This window comes from Kitasatospora sp. NPDC058170 (assembly GCF_042883905.1).
GTDB lineage: Bacteria > Actinomycetota > Actinomycetes > Streptomycetales > Streptomycetaceae > Kitasatospora.
This window is the reverse complement of the sequence record NZ_JBHVUV010000019.1, coordinates 56,681-83,075: the sequence shown is the minus strand read 5'-3', so window position 1 is coordinate 83,075 and position 26,395 is coordinate 56,681. Positions and strand designations below refer to the sequence as shown.

General features: G+C 72.6%; 22 protein-coding genes and 1 pseudogene. 12 read left to right on the top strand and 11 right to left on the bottom strand.

From position 1 onward, the window contains the following. Positions 1 to 160 precede the first annotated feature (160 nt). On the top strand, positions 161 to 1,795 hold the full coding sequence (locus tag ACFVVX_RS22045; RefSeq protein WP_387948067.1) for an MFS transporter: 1,635 nt from the start codon (positions 161 to 163) through the stop codon (positions 1,793 to 1,795). Positions 1,796 to 1,813: 18 nt separating this feature from the next. On the opposite strand, the gene ACFVVX_RS22040 is transcribed toward ACFVVX_RS22045, so the two are convergent. After that, positions 1,814 to 2,536 (bottom strand): formylglycine-generating enzyme family protein, encoded by a 723-nt coding sequence (locus ACFVVX_RS22040; RefSeq protein ID WP_387948065.1) that lies wholly within the window; start codon positions 2,534 to 2,536, stop codon positions 1,814 to 1,816. 325 nt (positions 2,537 to 2,861) lie between these two features. On the opposite strand from ACFVVX_RS22040, the gene ACFVVX_RS22035 reads away from it, so the two are divergent. The 3 genes from ACFVVX_RS22035 (at position 2,862) to ACFVVX_RS22025 (ending at position 8,741) form a co-directional block, all read left to right on the top strand. After that, a complete protein-coding gene (locus ACFVVX_RS22035) occupies positions 2,862 to 3,596 on the top strand; it encodes a hypothetical protein (protein ID WP_387948063.1) in 735 nt (244 codons plus the stop codon). Position 3,597: 1 nt separating this feature from the next. Further along, a complete protein-coding gene (locus tag ACFVVX_RS22030) occupies positions 3,598 to 5,331 on the top strand; it encodes a DNA polymerase Y family protein (protein WP_387948061.1) in 1,734 nt (577 codons plus the stop codon). Positions 5,332 to 5,492: 161 nt separating this feature from the next. Then, the gene (locus ACFVVX_RS22025) at positions 5,493 to 8,741 is read left to right on the top strand and encodes an error-prone DNA polymerase (protein ID WP_387948059.1); all 3,249 of its coding nucleotides are present in this window, start codon (positions 5,493 to 5,495) and stop codon (positions 8,739 to 8,741) included. Positions 8,742 to 8,885: 144 nt separating this feature from the next. Here ACFVVX_RS22025 and ACFVVX_RS22020 read toward each other — a convergent pair whose 3' ends face one another. Next, a complete protein-coding gene (locus ACFVVX_RS22020; RefSeq protein WP_387948057.1) occupies positions 8,886 to 9,728 on the bottom strand; it encodes a TIGR03084 family metal-binding protein in 843 nt (280 codons plus the stop codon). Positions 9,729 to 9,924: 196 nt separating this feature from the next. Here ACFVVX_RS22020 and ACFVVX_RS22015 point away from each other — a divergent pair, with 196 nt between their 5' ends. Next, on the top strand, positions 9,925 to 10,797 hold the full coding sequence (locus ACFVVX_RS22015; protein WP_387948055.1) for a LuxR C-terminal-related transcriptional regulator: 873 nt from the start codon (positions 9,925 to 9,927) through the stop codon (positions 10,795 to 10,797). A 77-nt stretch (positions 10,798 to 10,874) separates the two neighbouring features. Here ACFVVX_RS22015 and ACFVVX_RS22010 read toward each other — a convergent pair whose 3' ends face one another. The 3 genes from ACFVVX_RS22010 to ACFVVX_RS22000 form a co-directional block, all read right to left on the bottom strand. Then, a complete protein-coding gene (locus ACFVVX_RS22010; protein WP_387948053.1) occupies positions 10,875 to 12,407 on the bottom strand; it encodes an AMP-binding protein in 1,533 nt (510 codons plus the stop codon). Between the two features lie 112 nt (positions 12,408 to 12,519). After that, positions 12,520 to 12,876: a MerR family transcriptional regulator gene (locus ACFVVX_RS22005; RefSeq protein WP_387948051.1), complete on the bottom strand. Its 357-nt coding sequence runs from the start codon at positions 12,874 to 12,876 to the stop codon at positions 12,520 to 12,522. A gap of 29 nt (positions 12,877 to 12,905) precedes the next feature. Next, positions 12,906 to 13,679 (bottom strand): SDR family NAD(P)-dependent oxidoreductase, encoded by a 774-nt coding sequence (locus tag ACFVVX_RS22000; protein ID WP_387948049.1) that lies wholly within the window; start codon positions 13,677 to 13,679, stop codon positions 12,906 to 12,908. A gap of 220 nt (positions 13,680 to 13,899) precedes the next feature. On the opposite strand from ACFVVX_RS22000, the gene ACFVVX_RS21995 reads away from it, so the two are divergent. The 3 genes from ACFVVX_RS21995 to ACFVVX_RS21985 are packed head-to-tail and all read left to right on the top strand — an operon-like array spanning position 13,900 to position 15,338. Next, the gene (locus tag ACFVVX_RS21995; protein WP_387948047.1) at positions 13,900 to 14,370 is read left to right on the top strand and encodes a group II truncated hemoglobin; all 471 of its coding nucleotides are present in this window, start codon (positions 13,900 to 13,902) and stop codon (positions 14,368 to 14,370) included. Then, the gene (locus ACFVVX_RS21990; RefSeq protein WP_387948045.1) at positions 14,367 to 14,915 is read left to right on the top strand and encodes a GNAT family N-acetyltransferase; all 549 of its coding nucleotides are present in this window, start codon (positions 14,367 to 14,369) and stop codon (positions 14,913 to 14,915) included. Before ACFVVX_RS21995 ends, ACFVVX_RS21990 begins: the two co-directional genes overlap by 4 nt. 60 nt (positions 14,916 to 14,975) lie before the next feature. Next, positions 14,976 to 15,338, top strand: a complete 363-nt coding sequence (locus ACFVVX_RS21985) for a VOC family protein (protein WP_387948043.1) — start codon at positions 14,976 to 14,978, stop codon at positions 15,336 to 15,338. Between the two features lie 121 nt (positions 15,339 to 15,459). Here the strand turns inward: ACFVVX_RS21985 and ACFVVX_RS21980 are convergent, their stop codons facing one another. Next, on the bottom strand, positions 15,460 to 16,242 hold the full coding sequence (locus tag ACFVVX_RS21980; protein WP_387948041.1) for a dioxygenase: 783 nt from the start codon (positions 16,240 to 16,242) through the stop codon (positions 15,460 to 15,462). Positions 16,243 to 16,396: 154 nt separating this feature from the next. On the opposite strand from ACFVVX_RS21980, the gene ACFVVX_RS21975 reads away from it, so the two are divergent. Continuing rightward, positions 16,397 to 16,864, top strand: a complete 468-nt coding sequence (locus tag ACFVVX_RS21975; RefSeq protein ID WP_387948272.1) for a MarR family winged helix-turn-helix transcriptional regulator — start codon at positions 16,397 to 16,399, stop codon at positions 16,862 to 16,864. Here ACFVVX_RS21975 and ACFVVX_RS21970 read toward each other — a convergent pair. The 4 genes and pseudogenes from ACFVVX_RS21970 to ACFVVX_RS21955 form a co-directional block, all read right to left on the bottom strand. Next, positions 16,830 to 17,470 (bottom strand): annotated as a pseudogene (locus ACFVVX_RS21970) (DUF6596 domain-containing protein); the annotation flags it as partial. The gene ACFVVX_RS21975 and the pseudogene ACFVVX_RS21970 overlap by 35 nt on opposite strands. A 455-nt stretch (positions 17,471 to 17,925) precedes the next feature. Further along, positions 17,926 to 20,334, bottom strand: a complete 2,409-nt coding sequence (locus ACFVVX_RS21965; protein WP_387948039.1) for a glycosyl hydrolase family 28-related protein — start codon at positions 20,332 to 20,334, stop codon at positions 17,926 to 17,928. A 750-nt stretch (positions 20,335 to 21,084) separates the two neighbouring features. Then, positions 21,085 to 21,516, bottom strand: coding sequence for a hypothetical protein (locus tag ACFVVX_RS21960; RefSeq protein WP_387948037.1), 432 nt, complete (start codon positions 21,514 to 21,516; stop codon positions 21,085 to 21,087). Positions 21,517 to 22,032: 516 nt separating this feature from the next. Next, a complete protein-coding gene (locus tag ACFVVX_RS21955; RefSeq protein ID WP_387948035.1) occupies positions 22,033 to 23,556 on the bottom strand; it encodes a PucR family transcriptional regulator in 1,524 nt (507 codons plus the stop codon). A gap of 392 nt (positions 23,557 to 23,948) precedes the next feature. On the opposite strand from ACFVVX_RS21955, the gene ACFVVX_RS21950 reads away from it, so the two are divergent. After that, entirely contained in the window at positions 23,949 to 24,398 is a 450-nt protein-coding gene (locus tag ACFVVX_RS21950; RefSeq protein WP_387948033.1) for a molybdopterin-dependent oxidoreductase, read from the top strand. A 114-nt stretch (positions 24,399 to 24,512) separates the two neighbouring features. Here ACFVVX_RS21950 and ACFVVX_RS21945 read toward each other — a convergent pair whose 3' ends face one another. Continuing rightward, positions 24,513 to 24,932: a molybdopterin-binding protein gene (locus ACFVVX_RS21945; protein ID WP_387948031.1), complete on the bottom strand. Its 420-nt coding sequence runs from the start codon at positions 24,930 to 24,932 to the stop codon at positions 24,513 to 24,515. A 212-nt stretch (positions 24,933 to 25,144) separates the two neighbouring features. Here ACFVVX_RS21945 and ACFVVX_RS21940 point away from each other — a divergent pair, with 212 nt between their 5' ends. Together ACFVVX_RS21940 and ACFVVX_RS21935 are read left to right on the top strand one after the other, a co-directional pair. After that, complete coding sequence (locus ACFVVX_RS21940; protein WP_387948029.1) at positions 25,145 to 25,486, top strand: ArsR/SmtB family transcription factor; 342 nt, start codon at positions 25,145 to 25,147, stop codon at positions 25,484 to 25,486. 1 nt (position 25,487) lies between these two features. Then, positions 25,488 to 26,387, top strand: coding sequence for a cation diffusion facilitator family transporter (locus tag ACFVVX_RS21935; RefSeq protein WP_387948026.1), 900 nt, complete (start codon positions 25,488 to 25,490; stop codon positions 26,385 to 26,387). Positions 26,388 to 26,395: the final 8 nt, after the last annotated feature.

The following is a 26,395-nucleotide window of genomic DNA, read 5'->3' as shown; positions in this document are numbered from 1 at the left end:
GACGGGGACGGCGGTGACCTCGCCGGTACCGGGCCCCTGCCGCCCGCGGGCCGCCCCCGCCGGCGGCCGGGGGGCACGGCACCGCCCGCGGGGCGCCAACCGGCTGACAGCCGGGGCGGGTCGGGGGCCCGTCGGCGGGGGAGGCTGGCACGATGCGCCCATGGCAGCCGGGACAGGTACATCCGAGCGTTCGGCAACGGCGGGGTTCGTCCTGCCCACCCTCGCGGCAGGTCAGTTCCTGATGGCGCTCGACAGCTCCGTCATGAACGTCTCGATCGCGACGGTGGCCGACGACGTGGGCACGACCGTGACCGGGATCCAGGGCGCGATCACGGCCTACACGCTGGTGATGGCGATGTTCATGATCCCCGGGGGCAAGGTCGGCGCGCTCATCGGCCGCAAGCGGGCGTTCATGATCGGCTGCGCCGTCTACGGCTGCGGCTCCCTGACGACGGCCCTCGCCCCGAACCTGACCGTGCTGCTGCTCGGCTGGTCGCTGCTCGAAGGGCTCGGGGCGGCGCTCATCCTGCCCGCGATCGTGGCGCTGGTCGCCGGCAACTTCGCCGCCCGGCGCCGGCCCGCCGCCTACGGGCTGGTCGCCGCCGCGGGGGCCGTGGCGATCGCCGTCGGACCGCTCATCGGCGGCGTCGCGACGACGTACTTCTCCTGGCGCTGGGTCTTCGCCGGCGAGGTCGTGGTCGTGTTCGGCATCCTGGTCCTGGCCCGCCGCCTCGCCGACGCGCCCACCGAGGGGCGCGCCCGCATCGACCTCCTCGGAGCGGTGCTCTCCGCCCTCGGCCTCGGGGTGTTCGTCTACGGCATCCTGCGCTCGGGCGAATGGGGCTGGTTCCTGCCGAAGCCCGACGCACCCTCCTGGCTGGGGATCTCGCTGGTGGTGTGGCTGGTGCTCGCCGGCCTGGTCCTGATCCAGCTCTTCCTCCGCTGGGAGGCCCGCCTGGTGGAGCGGGGCGGGGAGCCGCTGGTGGACCCGGCCCTGCTGCGGAACCGGCAGCTCAGCGGCGGCCTGGTGATGTTCTTCTTCCAGTACCTCGTCCAGATGGGCGTGTTCTTCGTCGTCCCGCTCTACCTGTCGGTCGCGCTGGGCCTGTCCGCGCTCAGGACCGGGGCCCGGCTGCTGCCGCTCTCGCTGACCCTGCTCGCCGCCGCGGTCCTGATCCCCCGCCTGCTGCCCGGCATCTCGCCGCGGCGGGTGGTGCGGACCGGGATCCTGCTGATGATCGCGGGCGCGGTGGTCCTGCTGGCGGCGCTCGACGCGGACGCGGGCGCCGAGGTCGTCACCGTCCCCCTGCTGCTGATCGGGCTCGGCATGGGCGCGCTGGCGTCCCAGCTGGGCGCGGTCACCGTGTCCGCCGTACCGGACGGGCAGAGCGCGGAGGTCGGCGGCATCCAGAACGCCGTCACCAACCTCGGCTCCTCGATCGGCACGGCGCTCGCCGGGTCGATCCTGATCGCCACCCTGACCTCCTCGTTCCTGGCAGCCGTCGAGCAGAACCCGGCGGTCCCGACCGCGGTCAAGAGCCAGGCCTCCGTGCAACTCGAAAGCGGCGCGCCCTTCCTGTCGGACGCCCAGCTGACGGCGGCCCTCGACCAGGCGGGCGCCGGCCCGGAGACGGCCGCGGCCGTGCTCGACGCGAACGCCGAGGCGAGGGTCGACGGCCTGCGGGCCGCACTGGCCGTCCTCGCCCTCGCCGGGCTCCTCGCGATGTTCTTCACCCACCGGATCCCGACGACCGCGCCCGGTTCCACCGCCCCCGGCTCCAGCGCGCCCCGCTGACCGGGCGGGGCCGCGCGCTCAGCCCGCCGCGGACCGCGCGACCCGGAAGCCCACGTCGTCGATCCGCAGGCTCGGGTGGCTGCGGCGGCGCGCGGAGGCCCGGCAGCTCCAGTGCTCGTCGAACCAGCCGCCGCCGCGCAGCACCCGGTAGCTGCCGTAGACCTCGGCGTCGTAGACGTCCCAGCACCAGTTCCAGACGTTGCCGAGCATGTCGTGCAGGCCCCACGGGTTGGGCCGTTTGCCGCCCACCTCGTGGATCCGCTCCGCCGAGTTGCCGCGGTACCAGGCGATCTCGTCGAGCGGCCCGTAGTGGGGCCCGGCCGTACCGGCGCGGCAGGCGTGCTCCCACTCGGCCTCGGTCGGCAGCCGGTACCCGTCGGCGGACACGTCCCACACGACGCCCCCGTCCCCGTCGCCGCCGTCCTCCCGGCCGTCCTCCGGGCCGCCCTCGCCGCCGTCGGGGCCGAGGCGGTAGGCGGGCGTGAACCCGTCCCGTCGGGACAGGGCGTTGCAGAACCGGACGGCGTCCCACCAGGAGACCCCCTCGACGGGCAACCGGTCCCCCCGCCCGGCCCCCGGCCACTGGCCGGTGACCTCCGCGTAGAGCCCCTGGGTGACCGGGAACGCCGCGACCCGACAGGGCGCGACCTCCACCGACCAACTGCGCTGCGTCCGCCGGTCCGACAGCGTGACCACCCCCGGCGGGACGGCGACCATCCCGTCCCATGCGCTTGCGTCCATGAGCAGATGATCCTACGCGCCGGCGGGTCAGGTGGCCCGGTTCGCCGACTGCCCGTCGGACAGGCGGCCGGGCGGCCTCACCGGCACGTCTCCTCGACCGTCAAGGGCGCCGAGCCCCCTCTCTTCCGGAATTCCGGGGCCTTCAGGGAACGTGCGCTGCGCCCCGCGATCAAACGTCGCCGATACAGGACAGCGGCAACTCAGCGTAATCGCCGGGGTGGGGGATTCGGACTTGAATCTTTGCGAACAGATGTTCGATCCTGGGGGTGTGCCTGTTTTCGAATCTGCTTTCGATTCCACCGCCGAGCGACCGACGCTCCGGCCGGTGGTGTCGACGGCTGCGCCGGGCGCCGGCGGCCGGGTGGGCGGGGTGCTGCCGGTGCCGCCCGCGCTGGGGGCGGTGCTGCCGGACGGGGGGCTGCGCCGGGGGACGGTGGTGTCGGTCGGGGGCGGGGACGCCGGGCTGCTGCTGGCGCTGGCGGCCGGGGCGGTGGGGGAGGACGCGGTGGCCGGGGGTGGCTGGGCCGCGGCGGTCGGGCTGCCGGACCTCGGGCTGGCCGCGGCGGCCGGGTACGGGCTGGACCTGCGGCGGCTGCTGGTGGCGGACGACCCCGGGCCGCACTGGGCCGAGGTGGTCTCGGTGCTGGCCGGTGCGGTCGAGCTGATCATGCTGCGCCCGGACGGGCCGGTGGCCCCCGGGCTGGCCGCCCGGCTGGCGGCCGTGCTGCGCCGCAGCGGCTGCGTGCTGCTGGTGGCCGGGCCGTGGCCGGGGGCCGGGCTGCGGCTGGGGGTGCGGTCCGGGCGGTGGTTCGGGCTGGGCGACGGGCACGGACAGCTCACCGGCCGGCAGGTGGAGGTGGTGGCCGAGGGCCGCGGCGCGGCGGTGCGCGGCCGGACGGCGCGGCTCTGGCTGCCGGACGAGCACGGCGAGGTGCGGGCGGTGGCGGAGCCGGCGGTGGATCCGGTGCGGACGGTGGATCCGGTGCGGGCGGTGGGGACGGCGGGGGAGGGCGCGGTGTCGGGGGCCGGAGCGGGCCTCGAACGTATGGCGGTGGTGTGAGATGGCGGACGGTCCACGCGTGCTGGTGGTCTGGTGCCCGGACTGGCCGGTCGCGGCGGTCGAGGGCCTCGGCGGCGACCGCCCGGTGGCGGTGACCGCCGGCGGGCGGGTGCTGGCCTGCTCGCGGGCGGCCCGGGCGGCCGGGGTGCGGCAGGGCCAGCGGCTCAAGCTCGCCCAGCGGCTCTGCCCCGCGCTGGAGCTGCGGGAGCGCGACCCGGAGGCGGAGACCCGGCGGTTCGAACCGGTGGTCGCGGCGGTGGAGGCGTTCACGCCCCGGGTGGAGGTGCTGCGCCCGGGCCTGTGCGCGATCCCGGTGAAGGGCCCGGGCCGGTACTTCGGTGGTGAGGAGGCGCTGGCGGCGAAGGTCCGTACGGCGGTGGCGGACGCGCTGGCGGCCCCGGTGGTGCAGGTGCACCCGGCCGACGCCGAGGCCTGCCCGGCCGGGCGCGCCCACCCCGGGCCGGAGTTGCCGGAAGGGCGCGGTCCGGAGACGGACGACCCGGCGTCCGGGCCCGGGCCTGCGGCGGCGGCCGAAGCGCCGGAGGCACCGGAGATCCCGGAGTCCCTGGTCGGCGTCGCCGACGGCCTGTTCGCCGCCGTGCTGGCCGCGCGGGCCGGGGTGCTGGTGCCGGCCGGGCGGACGGCGGAGTTCCTCGCCCCCTACCCGGTGGCGGCGCTCGGCGACGAGGGGCTGGCCGAACTGCTGGACCGGCTGGGCCTGCCCACCGTCGGGGCGTTCGCCGCGCTGCCCGCCGAGGCGGTCGCGGACCGCTTCGGCCCGGCCGGCACCGCCGCCCACCGGACGGCCCGGGGGCTGCGGTCGCGCCCGCTGGTGCCGCGGGCGGAGGAGCCGGACCTCTCGGTCGAGCAGCGCTTCGACCCGCCCGAGCCACTGGCCGAGCCGCTGGTGTTCGTCGCCCGGGCCCTCGCCGAGCGGCTGCACCAGCGCCTCGCCGGGGCGGGGCTGACCTGTCGGCGGGTCGCCGTCGAGGTGGCGTGCGCCGACGGGCGGACGGCCTCGCGGCTCTGGCGGCACGAGGGGCTGTCGGCGGGGGCGCTCGCCGAACGGGTCCGCTGGCAGCTCCAGGCCTGGCAGGGCGCGGGCACGTTCACCGCGTCAGCCGCGTCAGCCGCGTCCGGCACGTCCGGCACCTCCGCCGCCGGGCCCGACGCGGGCTTCACCGTCCTGCGGCTGGCCCCCGACGGGCTGGCCCCCGACCAGGGGCGGCAGCTGGCGCTCTGGGGACAGGCCGTCGCGGACGACCGGGTGGAGCGGGCGGTGGCCCGCGTCCAGGCGGTGCTCGGGCACGCCGGGCTGCGCCGGATCGAGCCGGCCGGCGGGCGGGGGCCCGAGGAGCAGGCGGTCCGGGTGCCGTGGGGCGAGGTGCACGAGCCGGCCGCCCCGGCCGACGCGCCCTGGCCGGGGCGGCTGCGGGACGTCTGGCCGGCCGTGGTGCACCGCACCCCGCTGCCGGCCGTGGTGCTGGACGCGGACGGGCGCCCGGTGACGGTGGACGGGCGGGCCGGGGTGTCGGCCCGCCCGGCCCGGGTCGCGGTGCGGGGGCGGGAGCTGGTGGTGGACGGCTGGACCGGGCCCTGGCCGGCGGTCGAGTACTGGTGGGACCAGTCGCTCGCCCGCCGCCGGGCGCGCTTCCAGGTCGCGGTGGAGGGCGGCCGGGCGCTGCTGCTCACGGTGGAGGGCGGCGCGTGGTTCGTGGAGGCCGGCTACGACTGACCGGAACGACCGAGGGGCACGACCGAGGGGGGCGACAGAGGCGGGCGACCGAGGCGACAGCCAGGCGCGAAGCGAAGGAAGCGCGAAGCGAAGAGAACGCGAAGCGAAAAGAACGAGGGGGGCGGCAGACAGACACGGCAGGACCGGAGAGACAGCCCCCGATGGGATTCACCAGCCACCCCACGCTCCCCTGGAGCGAACTGCACCGACGCCTGGCCGGCGGCCGGCCGGGCCCGGAGGGTGGCGAGGTCGTCCCGCTGCGCGGCCGCGCCCGGGCCGGCGCCACCGGTCCCGCCGAAGGCCCCGCCGAACCCTCCGGTGCGCCCTCCCCCGCCTGGGCCGAACTGCACGTCCACTCCGCCTTCAGCTTCCTGGACGGCGCCAGCGACCCCGAGGCGCTGGTCGCGGAGGCCGCCCGGCTCGGGATCGAGGCACTCGCCCTCACCGACCACGACGGCCTCTACGGCGCGGTCCGCTTCGCCGAGGCGGCCCGTGAGGCGGGCATCGCCACGGTGTTCGGCGCAGAGCTGACGCTTCGTCAGAACGGTGAACACCTGCTGGTCCTGGCCCGCGACCCGGCCGGCTACCGCCGGCTCTCCGCGGCGATCAGCGCGGCCCAGCTCGCGGGCGGGGCCAAGGGGCGGCCGGCGTACGACTTCGCGGCGCTCGCCGACGCGCACGACGGCCACTGGGCGGTGCTCACCGGCTGCCGCCTCGGCCGGGTGCCCGCGGCCCTGGCCGGCGCGCCGGACGGGAGCGCCGCCGAACAGCGACTGCGCACCCTCACCGAGGCGTTCGGCCGCGACAACGTCTACGTCGAACTGATCGACCAGTGGCAGCCCGGCGACGACCTGCGCAACGACGCCCTGGCCGCCCTCGCCGCCGGGCTCGGCCTGCCCGTGGTCGCCTCCACCAACGCCCACCACGCCGGCCCGGCCCAGGGCCGGCTGGCGCAGAGCCTCGCCGCGCTGCACGAGCGCCGCACCCTGCAGGACGCGGCGGGCTGGACGCGGGCGTCCGGCACCGCCCACCTGCGGTCGGGCCGCGAGATGGCCGCCCGGCTGGCCCGCTTCCCCGGCGTGCGGCAGGCCACCGTCGACCTCGCCCGCGCCTGTGCCTTCGACTTCGCGAGACTCGACCCGGAGCTCCCCGGCTTCCCCGTCCCGCCCGGGCACACCGAGATCAGCCACCTGCGCGCGCTGGTCGCCGAGGGCGGCCCGGCCCGCTTCGGCCCCGGCAACGGACCCGCCCGCCGACAGCTCGCCAAGGAACTGGACGTCATCGAGGAGCTCGACCTGGCCGGGTACTTCCTGATCGTCCACGACATCGTGGACTTCTGCCGCCGCGAGTCCATCTGGTGCCAGGGCCGCGGTTCGGCGGCCAACTCGGCGGTCTGCTACGCCCTCGGGATCACCGCGGTCGACCCGGTCCACTACCGACTGCTCTTCGAACGCTTTCTGAGCACCGCCCGCGACGGGCCGCCCGACATCGACCTGGACATCGAGAACCGCCGCCGCGAGGAGGTCATCCAGTACGTCTACCGCCGATACGGGCGCGAGCACGCCGCCCAGGTCGCCAATGTGATCACCTACCGGCCCCGGCTGGCGCTGCGCGACGCCGCCCGGGTGCTCGGCTACCCGCAGGGGCAGGTCGACGCGTTCAGCCGGCAGAGCGACTTCCGCTCCCCGCCCGGCGCCGACGCCGTCATCCCCTCCGACGTGTTCGCACTCGCCTCCCAACTCCACGGCCTGCCACGCCATCTGGGCATCCACTCGGGCGGCATGGTGCTCACCAGGGAGCCGATCGGTGAGATCTGCCCGACCGAGTGGGCCCGGATGCCGGGCCGCTCGGTGCTGCAGTGGGACAAGGACTCCACGGCCGGCGCCGGGCTGGTCAAGATCGACCTGCTCGGCCTCGGCATGCTCTCCGCGCTGCACGACGCCTGCGACCTGATCGCCGAGCACCACGGGCAGCGCTACGACCTGGCGACCGTCCCGGACGGCGACCCGGGCGTCTACACGATGCTCCGGCGGGCCGACACCGTCGGCGTCTTCCAGGTCGAGTCGCGCGCCCAGATGGCCACCCTGCCGCGCCTGAAGCCGGACCACTTCTACGACCTGGTGGTGGAGGTCGCGCTGATCCGCCCGGGCCCGATCCAGGGCGGCTCCGTCCACCCGTACCTGCGGCGCCGCGCCGGGGTCGAACCGGCCGGCTGCCCGCACCCGTTGATGGAGAACGCGCTCGGCAAGACCCTGGGGGTACCGCTGTTCCAGGAGCAGATGATGCAACTGGCCATCGACTGCGCCGGGTTCACCCCCTCCGAGGCCGACCGGCTCCGCCAGGCGATGGGCTCCAAGCGCTCCCACGAACGGGTCGCCCGGCTGCGCGGCCGACTGCTGGAGGGCATGGCCGAGCGCGGCATCCCGCCGGAGGTCGCCGAGGACGTCTACACCAAGATCGAGGCCTTCTCCAACTACGGCTTCCCGGAGAGCCACGCGATCAGCTTCGCCTACCTGGTGTACGCGAGCGCCTGGCTCAAGTACCACTACCCGGCGGCCTTCACCTGCGCGCTGCTGGCCAACCAGCCGATGGGCTTCTACGCGCCGCTCAGCCTGATCTCGGACGCCCGGCGGCACGGCGTACGGGTCCGCGGGGTGGACGTCAACGCCAGCGCGGCCCGGCCGACCCTGGAGCCGTACCAGGGGCCGACCCCCAGCCCGCCGCTCACCGCCGGGCGGCCGCAGCCCGCGATCCGGCTGGGCCTGGACACCGTCCGAGGCATCGGCGCACCGCAGGCCGAGGCGATCGCGGCCGGGCGCCCGTACGCGGACCTGGAGGACTTCGCCCGCCGGACCGGCCTGTCCGCGCCGGCCCTGGAGGCCCTCGCCGCGGCGGGCGCGTTCGGCTGCTTCGGACTGAACCGGCGGCAGGCGCTCTGGTCGGCGGGCGCCTTCGCCGGGGTCTCGGCGGCGCTGCTCCCGGGCACCACGCCCGGCACCGAGGCGCCGCCGCTGCCCGGGATGACCCCGGTGGAGGAGACCATCGCCGACCTCTGGGCCACCGGCTCCTCCGCCACCAGCCACCCCGTCCAGCACCTGCGGGCGCACCTGGAACGCGGCGGCGCGCTGTCGGCCGCCGAACTGCCGGACATCGCGCAGGGCACCGCCGTCGTGGTCGGCGGCCTGGTGACGCACCGCCAGCGGCCGCCGACGGCGGGCGGGGTGCTGTTCCTCAGCCTGGAGGACGAGACCGGTCTGATCAACGTGATCTGCAGCCGCCCGGTCTGGGAGTCCCAGCGCCGTACCGCCCTGGACCGGGCCGGCCTGCTGGTCCACGGCCACATCGAACGCGACCGGGGCGCCACCAACCTGGTCGCCACCCGGCTCAGCCCCCTGCGGATCGGGCTGTGACCTCCAGACTTGTGCCGCCCGGGGCGGCAGCCCGGTGTCCGGTGGTACGGCGCGGCGCAGGGGGAATTCCATCATTCGTCAACGAACTCTGCCTATCGCCGGAAGGAGTGGTTTGGCTTTTCCCTCCTGGTATTTGACGATGACTCAGGCGGAGGCGCCACCCGCGTCCCGCCCCTTTCCGGGCGCACCGGCGAAGGCCTGGGCGATCGGCAGCCAGGCCGTCGCCACCTCGCCGGAGGCGGTCAGCCCAAGGTCGTCCTGGTGCCGGCGCTGGGTCACCAGCAGGCAGAAGTCCAGGGCGGGCCCGCTCACCCGGTCCACCGCGTCCTCGGGGCCCCAGGCCCAGGGCTCCCCGTCGGGCCCGGTCAGCTCCACCCGGACCGGGGCCTCGGGCGCCGGCAGCCCGTGCAGCGTGAAGGCGAACCCCATCGTCCGCACCCCCAGGTGTGCGATGTGCCGCAGCCGCGCCGACGGCTCGCGCACCGCGCCGAGCGCGTCCGCGACGTCCTGTCCGTGTGCCCAGGTCTCCATCAGCCGGGCCGTGGCCATCGAGGCCGGCTTCATCGGCGGCCCGAACCACGGCAGCCGGATGTCGGCCGGTGCCGCGTCCAGCACCGCCAGCACCTGCTCCCGACCGGCCCGCCAGCGCGCCAGCAGCGCCCGGGGCTCCTCGGCCGCACCGCGGGCCGCCCCCTCCTCCACCGGGTCGGCGCCAGCCGCGAGCAGCTCCCCGAAGAGCCCGCCGATCGCCTCGCCGAAGGCCTCCGCGTCACGCGCCGACAGGGTGGCCCAGTCGTCCGTCCACGCCAGGTGGGCGATCTGGTGGGCGATCGTCCAGCCCTCGGCCGGTGTCGGGAGGGCCCACTGCTCCGGCGCCAGCCCGGCCACCAGGCCGTCCAGCACCTCGCTCTCGGCCCGCAGGTCGGCCAGCAGGCCGTCCAGGACGTTCGGACCCTTCGGCTTCGGGCTCGGGCTCGGGCTCGTCATCGGCATCCCCATTCTCATCGGTCAGTGCTGACCCATCGGTAACCCAAGGCCGCACCCTACGGGCCGCCGGGCGGCTCCACCGGGGACTCCATCGAACACGCACGTCACGAGCCGCGTCACGAGCCGCGTCACGACCCTCGCCAAGACCTGCGTCACGGCTCTCGCCACCGGCCGCACCGCGTGTGACAATCGCGCGATGACCAGGGCTGCGGACACCCCCCTCCGGGCGGCCGACGGCGTTGCCACGCGCGCCACCCGTACCGCCTACCCCGCTTTTCCCGCCTGCCCCGGCGGCCCTGCGGGCCCCGCCGTGGATCCCGTTGCGGATCCCGCCGGCGATCTCGCCGCCAGGGCCGCCGAGCTGGTCCGGGACGCGGTGCTCGGCGACCTCGCCCGCCGGGTGGTGGCCGACTGCGGCGCCGACGTCGGCCTGGTCGGCGTGCCAGGCACCGGCACCGGCGCTCGCACCGGCACCGGCACCGGCCGAGCGGCGGCCGGCCCCGCGGGGATGGTGCTGTGCCACTGGGCCGGCACCCGGGCCGATCTGCTGCACGACCTCGCCGTCCCCGCCGGGACCGGCCTCGGCGGCCGGGCGCTGGCCGAGCGCGCCCCCAGCTGGGTGCCCGACTACCGGGCCGCCACCACCATCTCGCACCACTACGACGCGGCGGTCACCGCCGAGGACCTCTACGCGATGCTCACCGTGCCGCTGCTGCACGGCGGCACGGTGCACGGCGTGGTGTACGCCTCGCTGCGCGCCGTCGTCCCGTTCGGGGACGTCCGGATCGCCGCCGTCAGCAGGCTCGCCGCGGCCGCCACCCGGGCGCTGGCCGGCGCTGCCGCCTGGGCCGGCCCGGCGGTCGCGGCGCCGCGGGCCGCGCTGACCCGGCGCGAGCACGAGGTGCTGAGCTGGGCGGCGACCGGCCGGACCAACCCGGAGATCGCCGCCCAGCTGGGCCTCACCTGCAACACCGTGACCGGCTACCTGAAGAGCGCCATGCACAAGCTCGGCGCCCGCAACCGGACCGAACTCGCGCTCGTCGCCCGGGAGTCGGGCCTGATCGGCTGACCCGACTGAGCTGATCCGACCCGGCAGAGCGGCTGATCCAGCAGGCCGCCCGACCCGGCAGACCGGCTGCGCGCGCCTCAGTTGACCTTGCGCTCCCGCCCGGCCCAGTACGGCTCGCGCAGCCGGAACTTCTGCAGCTTGCCGGTCGTGGTGCGCGGCAGCGTGTCCCGGAACTCCACCGAGGTGGGCGACTTGTAGCCCGCCAGCCGCTGCTTGCAGTGCGCGATGAGCTCCGCCTCCCCGGCGTCCTGCCCGGGCTTGAGCACCACCAGCGCCTTGACCGTCTCGCCCCACTTCTCGTCCGGCACGCCGATCACCGCGACCTCGGCCACCGCGGGGTGGTCGTAGAGGCAGTCCTCCACCTCGATCGAGGAGACGTTCTCCCCGCCGCTGATGATGACGTCCTTCTTCCGGTCCGAGATGGTCAGGTAGCCGTCGGTGAGCGTCCCGCCGTCCCCGGTGTGGAACCAGCCGTCCCGGACCGCCTCCGAAGTCTCCTGCGGCTGCTGCCAGTAGCCGTCCATCACGACGTTGGAGCGCACCAGCACCTCGCCCTGGTGGTCGACCCGCAGCTGGTTGCCGAGGGCCGGGGCGCCCGCCTGGACGAGCTTCTCCGCCCTTTCGGCGGACGGCAGTTCGTCCCACTCCGCGCGGGTGCGGTTGACCGTCACCACCGGCGAGGTCTCGGTCAGGCCGTAGATCTGCAGGAACTCCCAGCCGAGTTCGGACTCGATGCGTTGCACCACCGAGGTCGGCGGCGGCGCGCCGGCCACGATGATCCGCACCCGGTCCCGGCCGGGGATCGGTCCGTCCCAGTCGGCGGCGGCGTCCAGCACCATCGAGACCACCGCGGGCGCCCCGCACAGGAAGGTCACGCCGTGCTCGTCGATCCTGCGCAGGATCTCGGCGCCGTCCACCTTGCGCAGCACGATGTGCCGGGCGCCCAGGCCGGTGAGCGCGAACGGCAGGCCCCAGCCGTTCGCGTGGAACATCGGCAGGGTGTGCAGGTAGACGTCCCGGTCGCCGGCCCCGAAGTGCAGGCCCATCAGTACGGCGTTCAGCCAGATGTTCCGGTGGGTGAGCTGAACGCCCTTGGGGCGCGCGGTGGTTCCACTGGTGTAGTTGAGCGTGGCGGTGTCGTTCTCGGAGATCTCGTACCGGCGCGGCGCACGGTCGAAGTCGTACAGCAGGGCGTCGCTGTCCTCGCCGATCACGAACGTGTGCTTGGCGGTGACCCCGGACAGCGTGTCGGCGACCTCGGGGTCGAGCAGCAGCACGGACGCGCCGCTCTGCTCGACGATGTACGCGACCTCCTCCGCCTTCAGACGGAAGTTGACCGGCACCAGCACCCGGCCGTGCCCGCTCACGCCGTACATCGAGGTCATCAGCCGGGCCGAGTTGTGCGAGACGATCGCGACCCGTTCGCCCGGTCCGACGCCCAGCCGGTCCAGTCCGGCCGCCTGTGCCCGTGCCAGTTCGGCGATCCGACGGTAGCTCAGCTCGCCCCAGGACCGGGCGGGTTGGTCCGGCTCGTCGACGATGCCGACCCGGTCGCCGTAGACCAGCTCGGCCCGGTCGAGGAAGTCCATCACGGAGAGTGGAATCTGCATGCGCCCACTGTCCTCCGCGCGCCGCCCGCTGCACACCCCCGATCGGGGGTGTCACCCGTACGGCAGCCGTACGGCAGCCGTCGGGCGGACCGGCCCGGCGGGACCGGTGCGCTCAGGCGTCCCCGCCCACCCGTGCCAGGGCCGCGGCCAGCCGGTCCCGGGCCGCCGTCTGGGTGGCGATCCGGCGCTCCAGGACGGCCAGTCGCTCCCGGGCGACCCGCAGCAGCTCGGTGCTCGGCGGCTTGGCCAGCACGTCGCCGTCCAGGCAGGGCATCAGCAGCTGGATGTCCTCCAGGGTGAACCCGGAGTCCAGCAGGGAGCGGATGTTGCGGACCCGCACCGCCTGCGAGGCGTCGTACACCCGGTAGCCGTTGGCCGCGCGGGCCGAGCTGATCAGCCGGGCCTGCTCGTAGTGGCGCAGCGCCCGTGCCGTGGTGCCCGTCGCCCGGGCCAGCTCTCCGATCCGCACCTGTCCTCGCCCCATCCTTGCGCGGCCCGTCACCCCACGACGGCGCCTCCGTCCACGGGCAACACTACTCCGGTGACGAACGAGGCCTGCGGGGATGCGAGTTGCGTGATCGCCCAGGCCACCTCGGTGGGCAGGCCGATCCGTCCAAGCGGGGTGTGACCGATCTGCCACCGCCGGACGGCGTCCTGCTGCGCCCGGCTCAGCCCGGAGTGCTCGCCGATCGGGGTCTCGATCGCCCCGGGCGCCACCGCCACCACCCGCACCCCGCGCGGCGCCAGCTCCACCGCCCAGCTGCGGGTGACCACCTCCAGCGCGGCCTTGCTCGCCGCGTACACCGAGTTCCCCGGCCAACCCCGCTGGCCCACCGAGGTGCTGACGTTGACGATCACGCCGCGGCTCGCCTCCAGGGCCGGCAGCGCGGCCTGGCTGAGCAGCACGGCGGCGATCAGGTTGGTCGCCAGCTGGGCCTCGATCCCGTCCGCCGTGAGGCTCCCGATCCCGCCGCTGCGGACGATCCCGGCGTTGTTGACCAGGACGTCCAGCCGCCCGTGCCGGTCCAGTACCTCGCGGACGACCGCCTCCGGCGCCTCGGCGTCGGTGATGTCCGCGACCAGCGGGTGGATCCGCCCGGGGTGGCTCCGCGCGGTGTCCGCCAGCGGTTCGGCCCGCCGCCCGACCACCACCACCTCCACCTCGGGCCCCTGTCCGGCGAAGGCGTGGGCGGTGGCCCGCCCGATCCCGGTCCCGGCACCGGTGACCAGGACGACTCTCGGGGTGGTGGAGGGCTGTGCTGAGAAGTTCATGTTTCAAAGAGTGCAACCCTGCCGCCAGTGTCAAGGTCAAGGCCCCGGCAAAAGGAAGTCGCACGTCCGTTTGCTGAGCCGGCCGCGAACAGGGTGGGGGAGCGGGAGTCACGCGGGCCCACCGACTGTTAGGAAGGTCGGGCACACACCCGCGCACGGCGCCGAGCCCACCCGCCCGGCAGTCACGCACCGGGCGCACCGATCCCACGGGGAGACACGCATGAGCGACGAACGGGACGAACACACCGGGAGTCTGTACGACGCCGTCGGCGGCATCGAGGCACTGCGGCGGCTGAGCAACACCTTCTACGACGGAGTGCTGGCGGACGCGCTGCTGGCCCCCGTCTTCGCGAACTTCACCACCACCCACATCGAGCACGTCGCCGTCTGGCTGGCCGAGGTCTTCGACGGCCCGGCCCGCTTCACCGGCGAGCTCGGCGGCCACCAGGCACTGCTCCGCAGGCACCTCGGCCTGTCGATCACCGAGGAGCAGCGCGAGCGCTGGATGGAGCTGATGGCCGTCGCGGTCCGCAAGGAGCTGCCGGAGGACGAGCTGCTGCGCCGCCGGGTGCTGGAGTACTTCGACTGGGGCACCAGGATCGCCAGGGACGTCTCGGGCGCCCCGGTCGGCGCGGACCTCGGGGACCCGGGCCCGACGCCGCGCTGGGGCTGGGAGGGCCTGGAGAAGTGACGGCCCCGCTCACCGGCCCCGCTCCGGCGGCGTCCGGCCTGCTCCTGCGGCCGTTCCGGGACGAGGACGCCCCGGCCCTGGTCGAGGTCTACCGCGATCCGGTGCTGCGGCACTTCACCCAGGCCCCGGTGACGGACGAGGCCGACGCCGCCCGCTGGCTGGACGTCCAGCGCAGGGGCTGGGCGGACGGCGACCGCTGCAGCTTCGCGGTGCTGGAGGAGGAGAGCGGCACCCTGGTCGCCAACGTGGTGCTCAAGCGCGGCGCCGCCGGCGGCCCCCGCGCCGAGGTGGGCTACTGGACGGCGGCCGCCGCGCGCGGCCGCGGCGTGGCGCCGCGTGCGCTGGAGGCGCTCACCCGCTGGGCGTTCGAGGCCTTCGCCGCCGACGGCCTCGTCCGGCTCGACCTGCTGCACCAGGTGGACAACCGGGCCTCCTGCCAAGTGGCGGAGAAGACCGGATACCGCTTCGAGACCGTGCTCCCGGCCCGGCCGCCGTTCCCGCTGGACGGCCATCTGCACAGCCGTGCCGCGGTGCCCGCCGGATAACGGCTGGACCGGGGAGGAGCGGCGGGTCAGAGTGGCCTCATGGCTTCTCTTGTACGACACGTGACGATCGATTGCGCCGACGCCTACCCGCTCGCCGAGTTCTGGGTGAAGGTGCTGGACGGCAAGCTGGGCGAGGGCGACGAGCCGGGCGACCCGGAGGTGCTGGTGGAGTCGGCCGGGGCCGGGCTGCTGTTCATCGTGGTGCCCGAGGGCAAATCGGTGAAGAACCGCATCCACCTGGACCTCAAGCCGCTGGACCGCACCCGCGACGAGGAGGTGGAGCGCCTGCTGGCCCTGGGCGCGACCCTGGTCGAGGACCACCGCGCGCCGGACGGCAGCGGCTGGGCGACCCTCGCGGACCCGGAGGGCAACGAGTTCTGCGTCGAGCGCAGCGCCGCCGAGCGGGCCGCGACCGGCGGCTGACGCGGGCTCGGGAGCCCCGGCGGGCCGGGCCGGCGATCCGGCCCGGCCCGTCGCGCCCGGCCGATCCGGGGATCGGCCGGGGAGCTGGTTGCCGTGGTTCGAGAGCCAGGCCCCCAGGGCCTCAGCCCAGCTGGATCGAACGCTTCGCCAGCCCCATCCAGAACCCGTCGATCACGCTGCGCTGGCTGCCGAGGTCGGCCTCCCCGGCGCCCAGGGTGACGAACAGCGGGGCGAAGTGCTCGGTGCGCGGGTGGGCGAGCCGCCCGGCCGGGGCCTTCTGCTCGAAGTCGAGCAGCGCGTCGAGGTCCTGCGAGTCCAGGGCGCGCCGCCCCCAGTCGTCGAACTCGGCCATCACGGACGTCACCCGGCCGTCCGAGCTGAGCGCCCGCAGGTTGTGGGTGAAGAAGCCGCTGCCGACGATCAGGACGCCCTCGTCGCGCAGCGGGGCGAGCCGGCGGCCGATCTCCAGCAGTCGCTGCGGGTCCAGGGTGGGCATGGACACCTGCAGGACGGGGATGTCCGCGTCCGGGAACATCTCGACCAGCGGCACGTACGCGCCGTGGTCCAGGCCCCGGTCCGGGATGTCCTGGACGGGGGTGCCGGGGGCGCGCAGCAGCTTGCGCACGCGCTCGGCGAGCTCCGGCGCGCCGGGGGCGGCGTACCGCACCCGGTAGTAGTGCTCGGGGAAGCCCCAGAAGTCGTAGACCAGCGGCACGGTGGTGACGGCGCCGAGTGCGAGCGGCGCCTCCTCCCAGTGCGCGGAGACCATCAGGACGGCCTTGGGCCGCGGGAGGCCGGCCGACCAGGCGGCCAGCTCGCCGGGCCAGACCGGGTCGTCCGCCAGCGGCGGCGCGCCGTGCGAGAGGTAGAGGGTGGGCATACGCTCGGGGGCTGCGGTGCTCATGGCGTCTCTCCTCGGGTTCCTCGGGGCTCCGCGAGGTTCCGGTCCCAGGTGGACCCCGGCGGGTCGCAGGTAGTTCAATATTGAACCTTGACACCTCGACGGTACACCTTGGTTCGAATTTGAACAACAGGAGTACGATTCCCCCATGCCCTCCCTGAACGACCCCCGTTGGCTGGACCAGGACGAAATGGCCGCCTGGCGGGGTTTCGTCACCGCGAGCAACCTGCTCAACCGCCGCCTGGAGCGCCAGCTCAAGGAGGACTCGGGCCTCTCGCACACCCAGTACGAAGTCCTGGTGCACCTCTCCGCCGCCCCGGCCGGGTCGCTGCGGATGACCGAGCTGGCGGAGAAGCTGGTCACCTCCAAGAGCGGTCTGACCTACCAGGTCACCCAGTTGGAGCGGATGGGCCTGGTCGGCCGCCGCTCCTGCCCGAGCGATGTGCGCGGCGTCTTCGCCGAGCTCACCGAACAGGGCTGCGAGGCCCTGCGCCAGGCGGCCCCCGGGCACGTCGCGCTGGTCCGCGAGCTGCTGATCGACGTGCTCAGCCGCGAGCAGCTCGCCGTCCTCGCCGAGGGCCTCGGCGAGGTCAGCGCCCGTCTGCGGCTCGACGACGGGGCGTGACGGCGGAGCACCGCGCCGCCCGCTCCAGCAGCAGCTCCCGCTCCCGGGCGTTGCGGGTCAGCGACGCCGCCCGCTCGAACTCGGCCCGGGCCTCCCCGCCCCGCCCCAGCCGCTCCAGCAGGTCCCCCCGCACGCTCGGCAGCAGGTGGTACCCGGCCAGGACGTCCGTCAGCGCGTCCAGCAGCTCCAGGCCGGCCGCCCGCCGGGGCTGGTGCGGGCCGCCGTGCGGGAGGCCTGGAAGTCCAGCAGCGCGGCCAGGCCGTGCACCTCCGGCTCCTCGGGCATCAGCGCGGCCAGTACCCGGGACAGCCGCAGGGCGTCCTCGCAGAGCGCCGGCCGCAGCAGGTCGTCGCCGGCCGTGGCCGAGTACCCCTCGTTGAAGATCAGGTAGACGACCTCCAGCACGGAGGAGAGCCGGGCCGCCCGGTCCGCGCCGTACGGCACCTCGAAGGGCACCCGCGCCGCGGCGAGACTCCGTTTGGCGCGGACGATCCGCTGGGCGACGGCCGACTCGGCGGCCAGGAACGCCCGGGCGATCTCCTGGGTGGTCAGCCCGCCCAGCAGCCGCAGCGTGAGCGCGATCCTGGCCTGCTCCGACAGCGTCGGGCGTCATGGTGGGGGCGTCCTGCTCGTTGATGCGGATCAGCGTGCTGGCGGAGAGCAATACTCGATTGCGCCGAATGCGTCCGCGGCGCACTCACGAACAGTGACCGAGGGCGGGACAGCCATCGGGTCTCACCCGATCTGCGCTGGATGGTCGAGTACCGGTGCGGTCCACCGGGCCCAGCAGCCCTGCACGTAGTCACGCATTCGGCGTCCGGGGCTCGACCCGCGTGAAGCGGGCCTCGATCCGCGGAAGGAGTTCGTCCAGTTCCCGATCCCGTGCATCCGTCAGATCGTCGCTCACGCGATGAGCTGTCCGCGGCGTTGCCAATACATGCGGCGCGGCCACCCGTTCGCGCGACATCCCCGCGAACACCCCTCCGTCCCTGGCGCAGCCCGGCTACACTCACCGCCACCAGGCCGCTGACCAGGGAAAACGAAGAAGTCTCACTGGAGTACTAGGGTTCCAACAGGTTCGCCGCTCTCATGCTTGCAAGAAGTGAGTTGAAGTTCGCGTTCAGTTCGGCGATGGTCGTCGCTGTGGAATCGGCTTGGTTTTTCGCGCGTTGCGGCAGCGGCTCTATGGCCCAGGAGTTTTTAGGGGCATCCAGATCGTAGAGTGTTTGCCATATCAGATTTTTATCCGTGGTTGTGCCGCCGATGTTTGGATTCCAAAGCGGCTCTGTCTGGCCGGACGTTTTGGACAGGGGATACGACGGTGGGTCTGTGGTGTATGAGAGCAGCCGGTAGACATGCGCGTTGCCGTTGGGATGCGCTGGCTTGACTGTCTGCCCTATGGCGTAGTGCTTTTTACTGGTCCATGAGTTAGTGGCCCTTCCGCATGCCGCCTTCACTGCCCACCCGATGCCCTCGTTACGCTTCGCGAATCCGGTGCCGTTGAGGATCAAGTCGCCCGGGGCGTAGAAATTGCATCTACCGATGCTACCGGTATTGGCGACGAGGGGACTCCCCGTATGGGAGACAGCGATGCGCCGTTCGCCGTAGTAGATGGATCCTATCCAGATATCCGGAAACATGAGAGTGCCGGGGGCGGGGCCATGCTCATACATGGTATGCCAGTATGCGGGGAGGAGTGACGCTCCACTTGTGAGTCCCGTTTGCAGTCGCTGCCCCTGGGCGAGCGTGTGGGGCGAAACTTCAGTACGGAAGAAGGGGATTGATGTACCGTCCGGCTTTTCGAAGCCGAAATCCTGAATTATGGCCGGTCCTGGCGGGTGAGGCGTACCTCCGAGCCAGTTGAATGTCGCGGGCTTATTGACGTAGGAGCCTTCGCATCTCCATACCAACCCTTCATGCTCGGACACGGTATTCCCGGTTACGGTTGCGCTCTGCCAGTCGGGAGGATTTTCGGGGGGCATGCGCTTACTTCCGTATGTGCGCCCCGCCCTAATTGCCCGATACCAATATCCATTTCCGGGCTCGCATAGTTCATCTAGTTCGATTTGAACTCCAATGCCGCTTTCGCCTGTGCCTCGGTAGGGAGGTGTAGACGAATATCCATTTCTGACGCCCATGCTGGGAGGGCCTTGAACCATAGGCCCGTAGCCCCAGTACCAAGAATCCCGGGAAATCTCTATGTCGCCTCCCACTACGACTACATTTACTCCCCGGAAGAGCGAGGGCTCGCGTCCTTCTGCATAGCACCCGATGTACGTGGCGCATGTAGGTCCGTCGGTGCGATCGCAGTAGTAGTTTCGCCCATTGTTTGCCTGGGCGTGGCAGGCGACAAAGGTGCAGCCCAAAAATGAATGGTCATGAATTCCGTCACGGCCATTGTTCGAGGCATCGACACCCATGACGAGCATCGAATTGGTGTTATCGTTCCCATGGCTGCCGATATCCAGGCCATGCTGTCCGTTGAAATAGAGGAGGCAGCCGTATATCTGTGTGCAGTTCGTATTTACTACTGGCGGAACGAAGTGCGAGTAGATTGTAATCCCATTGCGTCTGAAGCCGTTAACGGCCACATTTTCAAGCAAAGGGCCATGCGCCATGACGCGCACGCCGTCCATCTCGGGATTCTGGGCCGACATTCCCTGTCCGGGGCGCGGTTGCAGGCCGAATTGGCGAATGATGCCCCAGTCTGCGCGACCGCGATGACGAGTGGGGACGTGGACAGGATCAGGTTCCGTCATCGCAGCGCCCGTCTCCCAGCCCGTCAGGGCTACGGCACAAAAGATTTCCTTCCCGTCGACTTGTCCGATTCCGCTAGCACTGGAAAGGCTGAAATCCCCATGCTCCATATCCGCCAGTATGCGGGTGGTGCCGCCGAAATTATTTGCGGTGAGCCCGGCGCCTGCACCTTCCAGAACGCAGCTATTTGAGACGATTAGAGGTTTATCGATGAGATAGTCGCCGGGGGGCAGGTAGACAATTTTTCCGAAGGATTGCGACTCAAGCCCACCTATCTCACTTCGCGCCGCGCAATCCAAGGCCCGCTGGATCGCTTCCCTGTCGAGGGCCGCGCCATCTCCGACAGCGCCGAATTCCAGCACGCTCAGGCGACTGTTGAGGCGTGGTCTGATTGTCACCGTACCTGAGGCGTCGCAATCACCTATCCAGTTTGGTGCGCTCGTGCAGTGCGCATCCGTAGCGCGGACGAGTTGTCCCGAATCGTTGACCCCAACTGCGGTAGCGAGGCCATTACCTAGCCCGCCAAAAATTCCCCCAGTTTGAACCTTGACGTTTTGCCCGCTATTTGCCGAGTCGAGTGCGACACCGAAAAACGGGCCGGTGTGCAAGAGTTTTGGCTCTACTGCGGGAGTGACGGTAGTAGGGGATCCTGTGGTCCGGACTGCCTGGCCGGCGTTGATGGGTTTCGCCGCGCGCAGGGTAACGATATCCATCAGAGCACCTCCTGCTGATGGGCACGGGGAATCAACCTCTATGGTTTCCTCAATCGAGGACCGCATTCGTGGCCCCCGAGAGCGCAGAGGTTTGGTACTGGGACGGCAGAGTCGCGCCGGGGAAAGACGAGACGAAGCGGGTACTGTCGTCGTCAGCTCCAGCTCAAAATGGTCGTCAGTTCGCCTTCTCCGCCCTAACAGTGTAGGCGCATCGACGCAACCGTGGCGATCCGGAGCTTAGTTTTCTTTTTCACTAGCGCAGCACAAAGGTACCGTCGCGGCAACTTGGAGATATAGGGCTGTAGGCCATCCCCGCTGGCGCGGGGAGCCGGCCGTTCGCCGAATCACCTGGAATCTCTCAGCGTTGCATAGGGTGACTATCGGAGCGCTGAGTTACCGCCGCCACCCCGATCTGAGTGGTGGGCGAGCCAGCTCGCTATATCCGCGCTGGGTCAGCATTTCTTGTTAAGAGCCAGTAGAGGATCATTCGGGACTCGTCGGGGCTTGTGCTGCTTGGAAGCGGCTGGCGACGCAGCTGGCGCGGTCCCCTCCGTTCCATTTGTGCCAGTGGTGGGCGGTGCTGTCGGCGGCGCCCAGGAGATCGGCGAACATCTTCCAGTGGACCGCGCCGACGAGTGCCAGCCAGGCACCGTTGCGTGCCTTGCTGGCGCTGGGGATACCGAGGCGTTGGAGGCGTTGTTGCAGCGTGTTCGAGCTGAGCGGACGGGAGGGGCGAAGGTGGGGGAAGAGCTAGGGGGTCTCCTGGTCTTTGAGGGGCGCAGACAGGGGGCGGCGTTGCTGGCCGATGTACTCCTGCGCGTGCCGGACCGCGTTCAGGTCCCGCAGCGCGAAGCCGGTGAACATCCCGAAGGTGCTCAGGCACACCTGCGGCCACTCGTAGGCCGGATCGCTCAGGTAACTCAGGTAGAGCGCAAGGTCGTTCTGATACTTGCGCATCGTCGACGTGGCGACGGTGTCCGCGAGCATCGCCGACCACCGGTCGAACAACCGCCTGTCCCAGGCCGGCTCCCACGGATACCCGCCGGACATCGCTTGGACCTGGCGCGTGATACGAGCCCTGGTGTTGACCGTGTCCCAGGACAGCCGACGAGCCCGGTGGTGGTCCGCGAAGCCTTGCAGCGTCTTCTCGAAGACAGCCTCCTCGGGGCGGAGCATCGCCACACCCGGCAGCACATGCAGCGTCGCGACGCCCGGAACAGCTACCGAGCCCCCTGAGGCACTTCGACCCATCCGTCACCCTCCGTTTCTGGTACAGGGCCGTACCTTCCACACGGTGATGCGTAGCGCGCGACACTGGTGCAGTGATTGCACCACGATCGAGGCAATCGCAGGCCAACCCGCACGCGGAACTGATGGATCGTGATACAACCCGAACCAACCGGGCAACGCACGTTCTCCTGGCCGGGGGTAACACCGCTGGCCTCCTGGTGTGCACGTGCCGCAACATTGCTCGAAGTCATGAAGCGCGGCATGGTGACTCCTCGGTGCGATGCGGTTCGTTCGGTGCGTTTCGGTACGAGCGGCGGGGCCTTTCCCCGCCTCTCACCCCTGCGTCGAACGGGAGACGGCCGGATCGACAGGCCGCCCCGGAATTCTTCCGAGAAGTCCTCGACCGGGCCACCGGAGCGGCGGCCGGGCCTCCTGAGCCGCTGCCGCCGCCTTGAGGCCGGACAGGATCTAGCGGGCCGGGGCCGCCACCGGCGCGGGCGGCCGCTCCGGCGCGCAGAGCAGCGCCGCCCGCAGGTCGAGGCGGTCCTGGAGCCGGGCCAGGTTGCGGCCGGTGAGCTCCTCGATCCGCCGGATCCGGTAGTGCACCGTGTTCACGTGGATGTGCAGCGACTCGGCCGTCCGCGCCCACGAGCCGTCGTGGTCCAGGAAGACCGCCAGCGTGCCGAGCAGCGAGACGCTGTTCTCCCGGTCGTGCGCGGCCAGCGGTGCCAGCAGCCGGGCGTGGAACGCCGCCGTGACCTCCGGCGGGATGCCGCGCAGCAGCCCGGCCAGCGAGTCCAGCTCGGCGGCGCTGCCGACCGGGCCGGCCGAGCCCTCCAGCACGTACCGGGCCTGCACCAGCGCGGCCCGCAGCGGCCCGGTGGCGGGCGGTGCCGCCGGGCCGACCCCGACCCGCAGGGTGCGCCGCCCGGTCAGCCGGGCCTGCAGCGCGGGCCGCGCCCGGCGCAGTCGTTCGGCGACCCGCTCGGCGGGGGCGGCGACCAGTGCGGCCGCCCGTCCGGCCCGGTCCGCCCCGGCGGCGTACGGCTCGCCCAGCGGCTCCAACGCCTCCGCGAGCGCCTGCGCGGCCCACCCGGCCGGGACTTCGCCGGCCCGCCCGCCGTCGATCCGCGCGGTCACCGCGACCAGCGGCGCGGGCCCCGGCAGACCGCAGGCGGCCAGCGCTTCGGCGAGGTCGGCCGGCCCGTCCCCGCCGAGCACGTCCAGCAGTCGCCCGGCGGCCAGCCGTCGCACCGCCGCCTCCGCGTGCGCCCTGGTGGCGAGCGGGGCGAGCAGCTCGGCCAGCCCCTGCCACAGCGGCTCGGCCCCGGCGTCCCGGACGTGCGGCCGCAGTCGCCACCCGTCGAACGGCGAGCCGTCCTGGGGCCCGACCGCCGGCCCGCCGTCCCCACGCTCGGCCGGCGGCGCGGGCGAGGCGGTGGCCGCCACCAGCCGCCCGCCGGCCGTCAGGACCGAGCAGTCCGGCACCCCGAGCCGCCCCACCGCGTGCGCCAGCACCTCCCCGGCCCCGGCGCCCGCACGGGTCAGTTCGGCGAGCTCACGCCGCACGGTGTCCGGGATCGCCGCCGCGTCCTGCGCGCCGGCCCGCAGGTCGCCCCAGAGCCGCAGGTACACGCGGTCGGTGACGGCCCGGAAACTCGTCCCTGCGGGTACCGCGAGCAGCGGGATGCCGTGGGTGCGGCAGGCGTCCACCAGGCTCTGCGGCACGCTGCCGTGCGTGCCCTCGCCCGCCAGCAGCGCCGCGACGCCCGCGCTGCGCAGCGCGGTGGCGAAGCGCAGCGCCCCGGAGGCGTCGGCGGGCTGCCACCAGACCAGCCCGGTGAGGACGACCTCGCCGGGCTGCAGGTAGCGGGCCGGGTCCTGGAGATCGGTGGAGCTGACACCGGCGACCTGCCGGGCGAGGAGGTCCGGCGTGCCCCAGGCCAGCCGGATGTCCAGGTCGTCCAGGTGCATTAGGTCTCCGACGATCATCTCTGGCTCCTTGTGCCTCCGCGCGGGACAACAGCTTGCAGGTGCAAGCTTCAGGTGCGCATAGGCATCGTAAATGCAAGCCGGAGAGCGGCAATCCTCCTTGTTGGATCATCCAGCGCAGGCCCCCGCGGATGGTGTCCGGAACCAGTCGTCCGCACCGTTGCCGCCTTGCTTCAATCAGTGCGGGGCGCGCCGCAGTGTCTCCTCCGGTGCGCCCCACACCCCCCGCGTCCACACGTCCCACTTGTCGCAGCTGCGACCTGATCGGCTACTTGCCATCGCACATGCGGCTGAAATATTCCTTTCATCGCCGCATCTGCGAGTGCTGGTAACTTCTGGCGGGTAGCACCTCTCCCGGGCCGCACCGGCGCGGCCCGGGAGGAGCGTCCGGCATGGGAGCGTCCGCGAGAGTCCGCCTGCACGGCCACCTCGACCAGCCCGCCGAGCTGACCGTCGACCAGCTGCGCGCACTGCCCGCGCACCGGGTGGAGGTCAGTTTCGACTGCCTGGGCGAGGGTGAGCAGCGCCACGGTTACGAGGGTCCCGCCCTGTGGGACGTGCTGCGTGCCGCCGGCCCGCGGATCGACTTCACCGGCCGCAAGCAGCGGCTGCGCTTCCTGCTCTCCGTGACCGGCGCCGACGGCCACCGGGCCGTCGTCTCCTGGGCCGAGATCGATCCCGACTTCGGCGCCCAGCGGATCCTCCTCGCCACCAGCATGGACGGCGCCCCGCTCGACGACACGGGCCCGCAGCTGGTCGTCCCCGACGACCACTGCGGTGCCCGTTACGTCAGCGGCGTCACCGCCGTCTGGCTGGGCCCGCTCGGCGAACCGGCGGCCTGAGCCCCGGCGCCCGCGCGGGGTGCCTGTGCGGGGTGCTCGGGCGGGCCGCTCGGGCGGGGTGTCCGCGCTGGGCGCTCAGGTGAGACGCTCGCGTCCGGCGCCGGCGCGAGGCACTCACACGGTCGCGAGCGAGACCTCGGTCGACTTGATCAGGGCGACGACCGGCGAGCCGGCCTTCAGGCCCAGGTCGGCCACGGCGTCGGCGGTGATCGCGGCGGTGAGCTCGCCGCCCTCGACGGTGACCTTCACCCCGGCCATCGCCCCGCCGGTGGCGATCTCCGACACCGTCCCCGGGATCTGGTTGCGGATCGACAGCCCGGAGACCGGGCCGGTGGCCAGCGAGACCTCGGTGGACTTCACCAGGGCCCGCACCTCGCTGCCCTCGCCGAGGCCGAGCTCCTTGACGGCGTCCAGGGTGACGGCGGCCGTGAGCTGCTGCCCGGAGGCGAGGCGCACCTTCACGGTGGCCATGACCTCGCCGGTCGCGATCGCGGTGACCGTGCCGGGGATCTGGTTGCGGATGCTCAGGCTCATGGTGGTTCCTCGTTCTCTCGATCATGGAATGAAGCGGTCCCGATCGTGCCGCCTCCCACCCTAGGGGCAAGGAAAGACCAGGTCAGAGCGGTTCTGACGGCCCATCGCAGCTGCCAGGGCGCTCCGCGCGCAACCCTCTCAGCTGCGGGCCGCCGCCAGCTCAGCATCAGTACAGCGCTTGCTGAATTCAGCCATCGCTGTACTGTGGAGTCATGGAACCGACCAGCCCCACCCGTATCCCGCACCTCCCCTCCGAGGCGCAGGAAGCGGCCATGGAACGGGTCGGCAAGGCCCTTGCCGACACCAGCCGGCGCCGCATCCTGCTCGCCCTGCTCGCCGCCCCCCACTACCCGGCCGACCTCGCCGAGGAACTGGGCCTGACCAGGGCGAACGTCTCCAACCACCTCGCCTGCCTGCGGGACTGCGGCCTGGTGCGGACCGTCCCCGAGGGCCGCCGCACCCGCTACCACCTGGCCGACGACCGCCTGGCCCACGCCCTGCGGGACCTGCTCGAAGCCGTCCTGCCGCTCGACCCCGCCCGGGAGGAGCACTGACATGGGTGCCAACCACGCCCCTGCCCCCGCCACCGTCAGCGGTGCCTACCGCCGCCGGATGCTGCTCACCATCTCCGTCACCGCCACCGTCCTGGTCTTCCAGGTCGTCGGCGGCCTGCTCTCCGGCAGCCTCGCCCTGCTCGCCGACTCCGGGCACATGCTCACCGACCTCTCCGGTGTCACCCTCGCCCTGGTCGCCGTCCAGATCGCCCAGCGTTCGCCGACCCTCCGGCGCACCTTCGGCCACTACCGCCTGGAGATCCTGGCCGCGCTGGCCAACTCCCTCCTGTTGATCGGCGTCTTCGTCTGGGTCGCCTACGGCGCCGTCCGGCGCCTCGGCCAGCCGGTGGAGGTCCAGGGCGGCCTGATGCTGGTCGTCGCGCTCGTCGGCCTGGCCGCCAACCTGGTCGGCGTCGCCCTGCTGCGCGGCGGCAAGGACCACAGCCTCAACCTGCGCGGCGCCTACCTCGAAGTCCTCGGCGACGCCCTCGGATCGGTCGCGGCGATCGCCGCCGCCGTCGTCATCCAGCTCACCGGCTGGCAGTACGCCGACCCGATCGCCTCCCTCCTCATCGGCGTGATGATCCTCCCGCGGGCCTACCTCCTGCTCCGCGACGCCCTGCGCGTCCTGCTGGAGGCCACCCCCGAGGACGTCGACCTGGCCGCCCTGCGGACGCACCTGCTGGCCGAGGACGGCGTCGAGGAGGTCCACGACCTGCACGCCTGGACGGTCACCTCCGGCATGCCCGTCCTGACCGCCCACGTGGTCGCCGCCGAGGCCCCTGCCGACCTCCTCACCCGCCTCCGCACCTGCGCCGCCGACCACTTCGGCATCGCCCACACCACCCTCCAACTGGAGCCCGCAGCACGCCGCGCGTGCCCCACGCCAGCCCACGCCTGAGAGGTGTC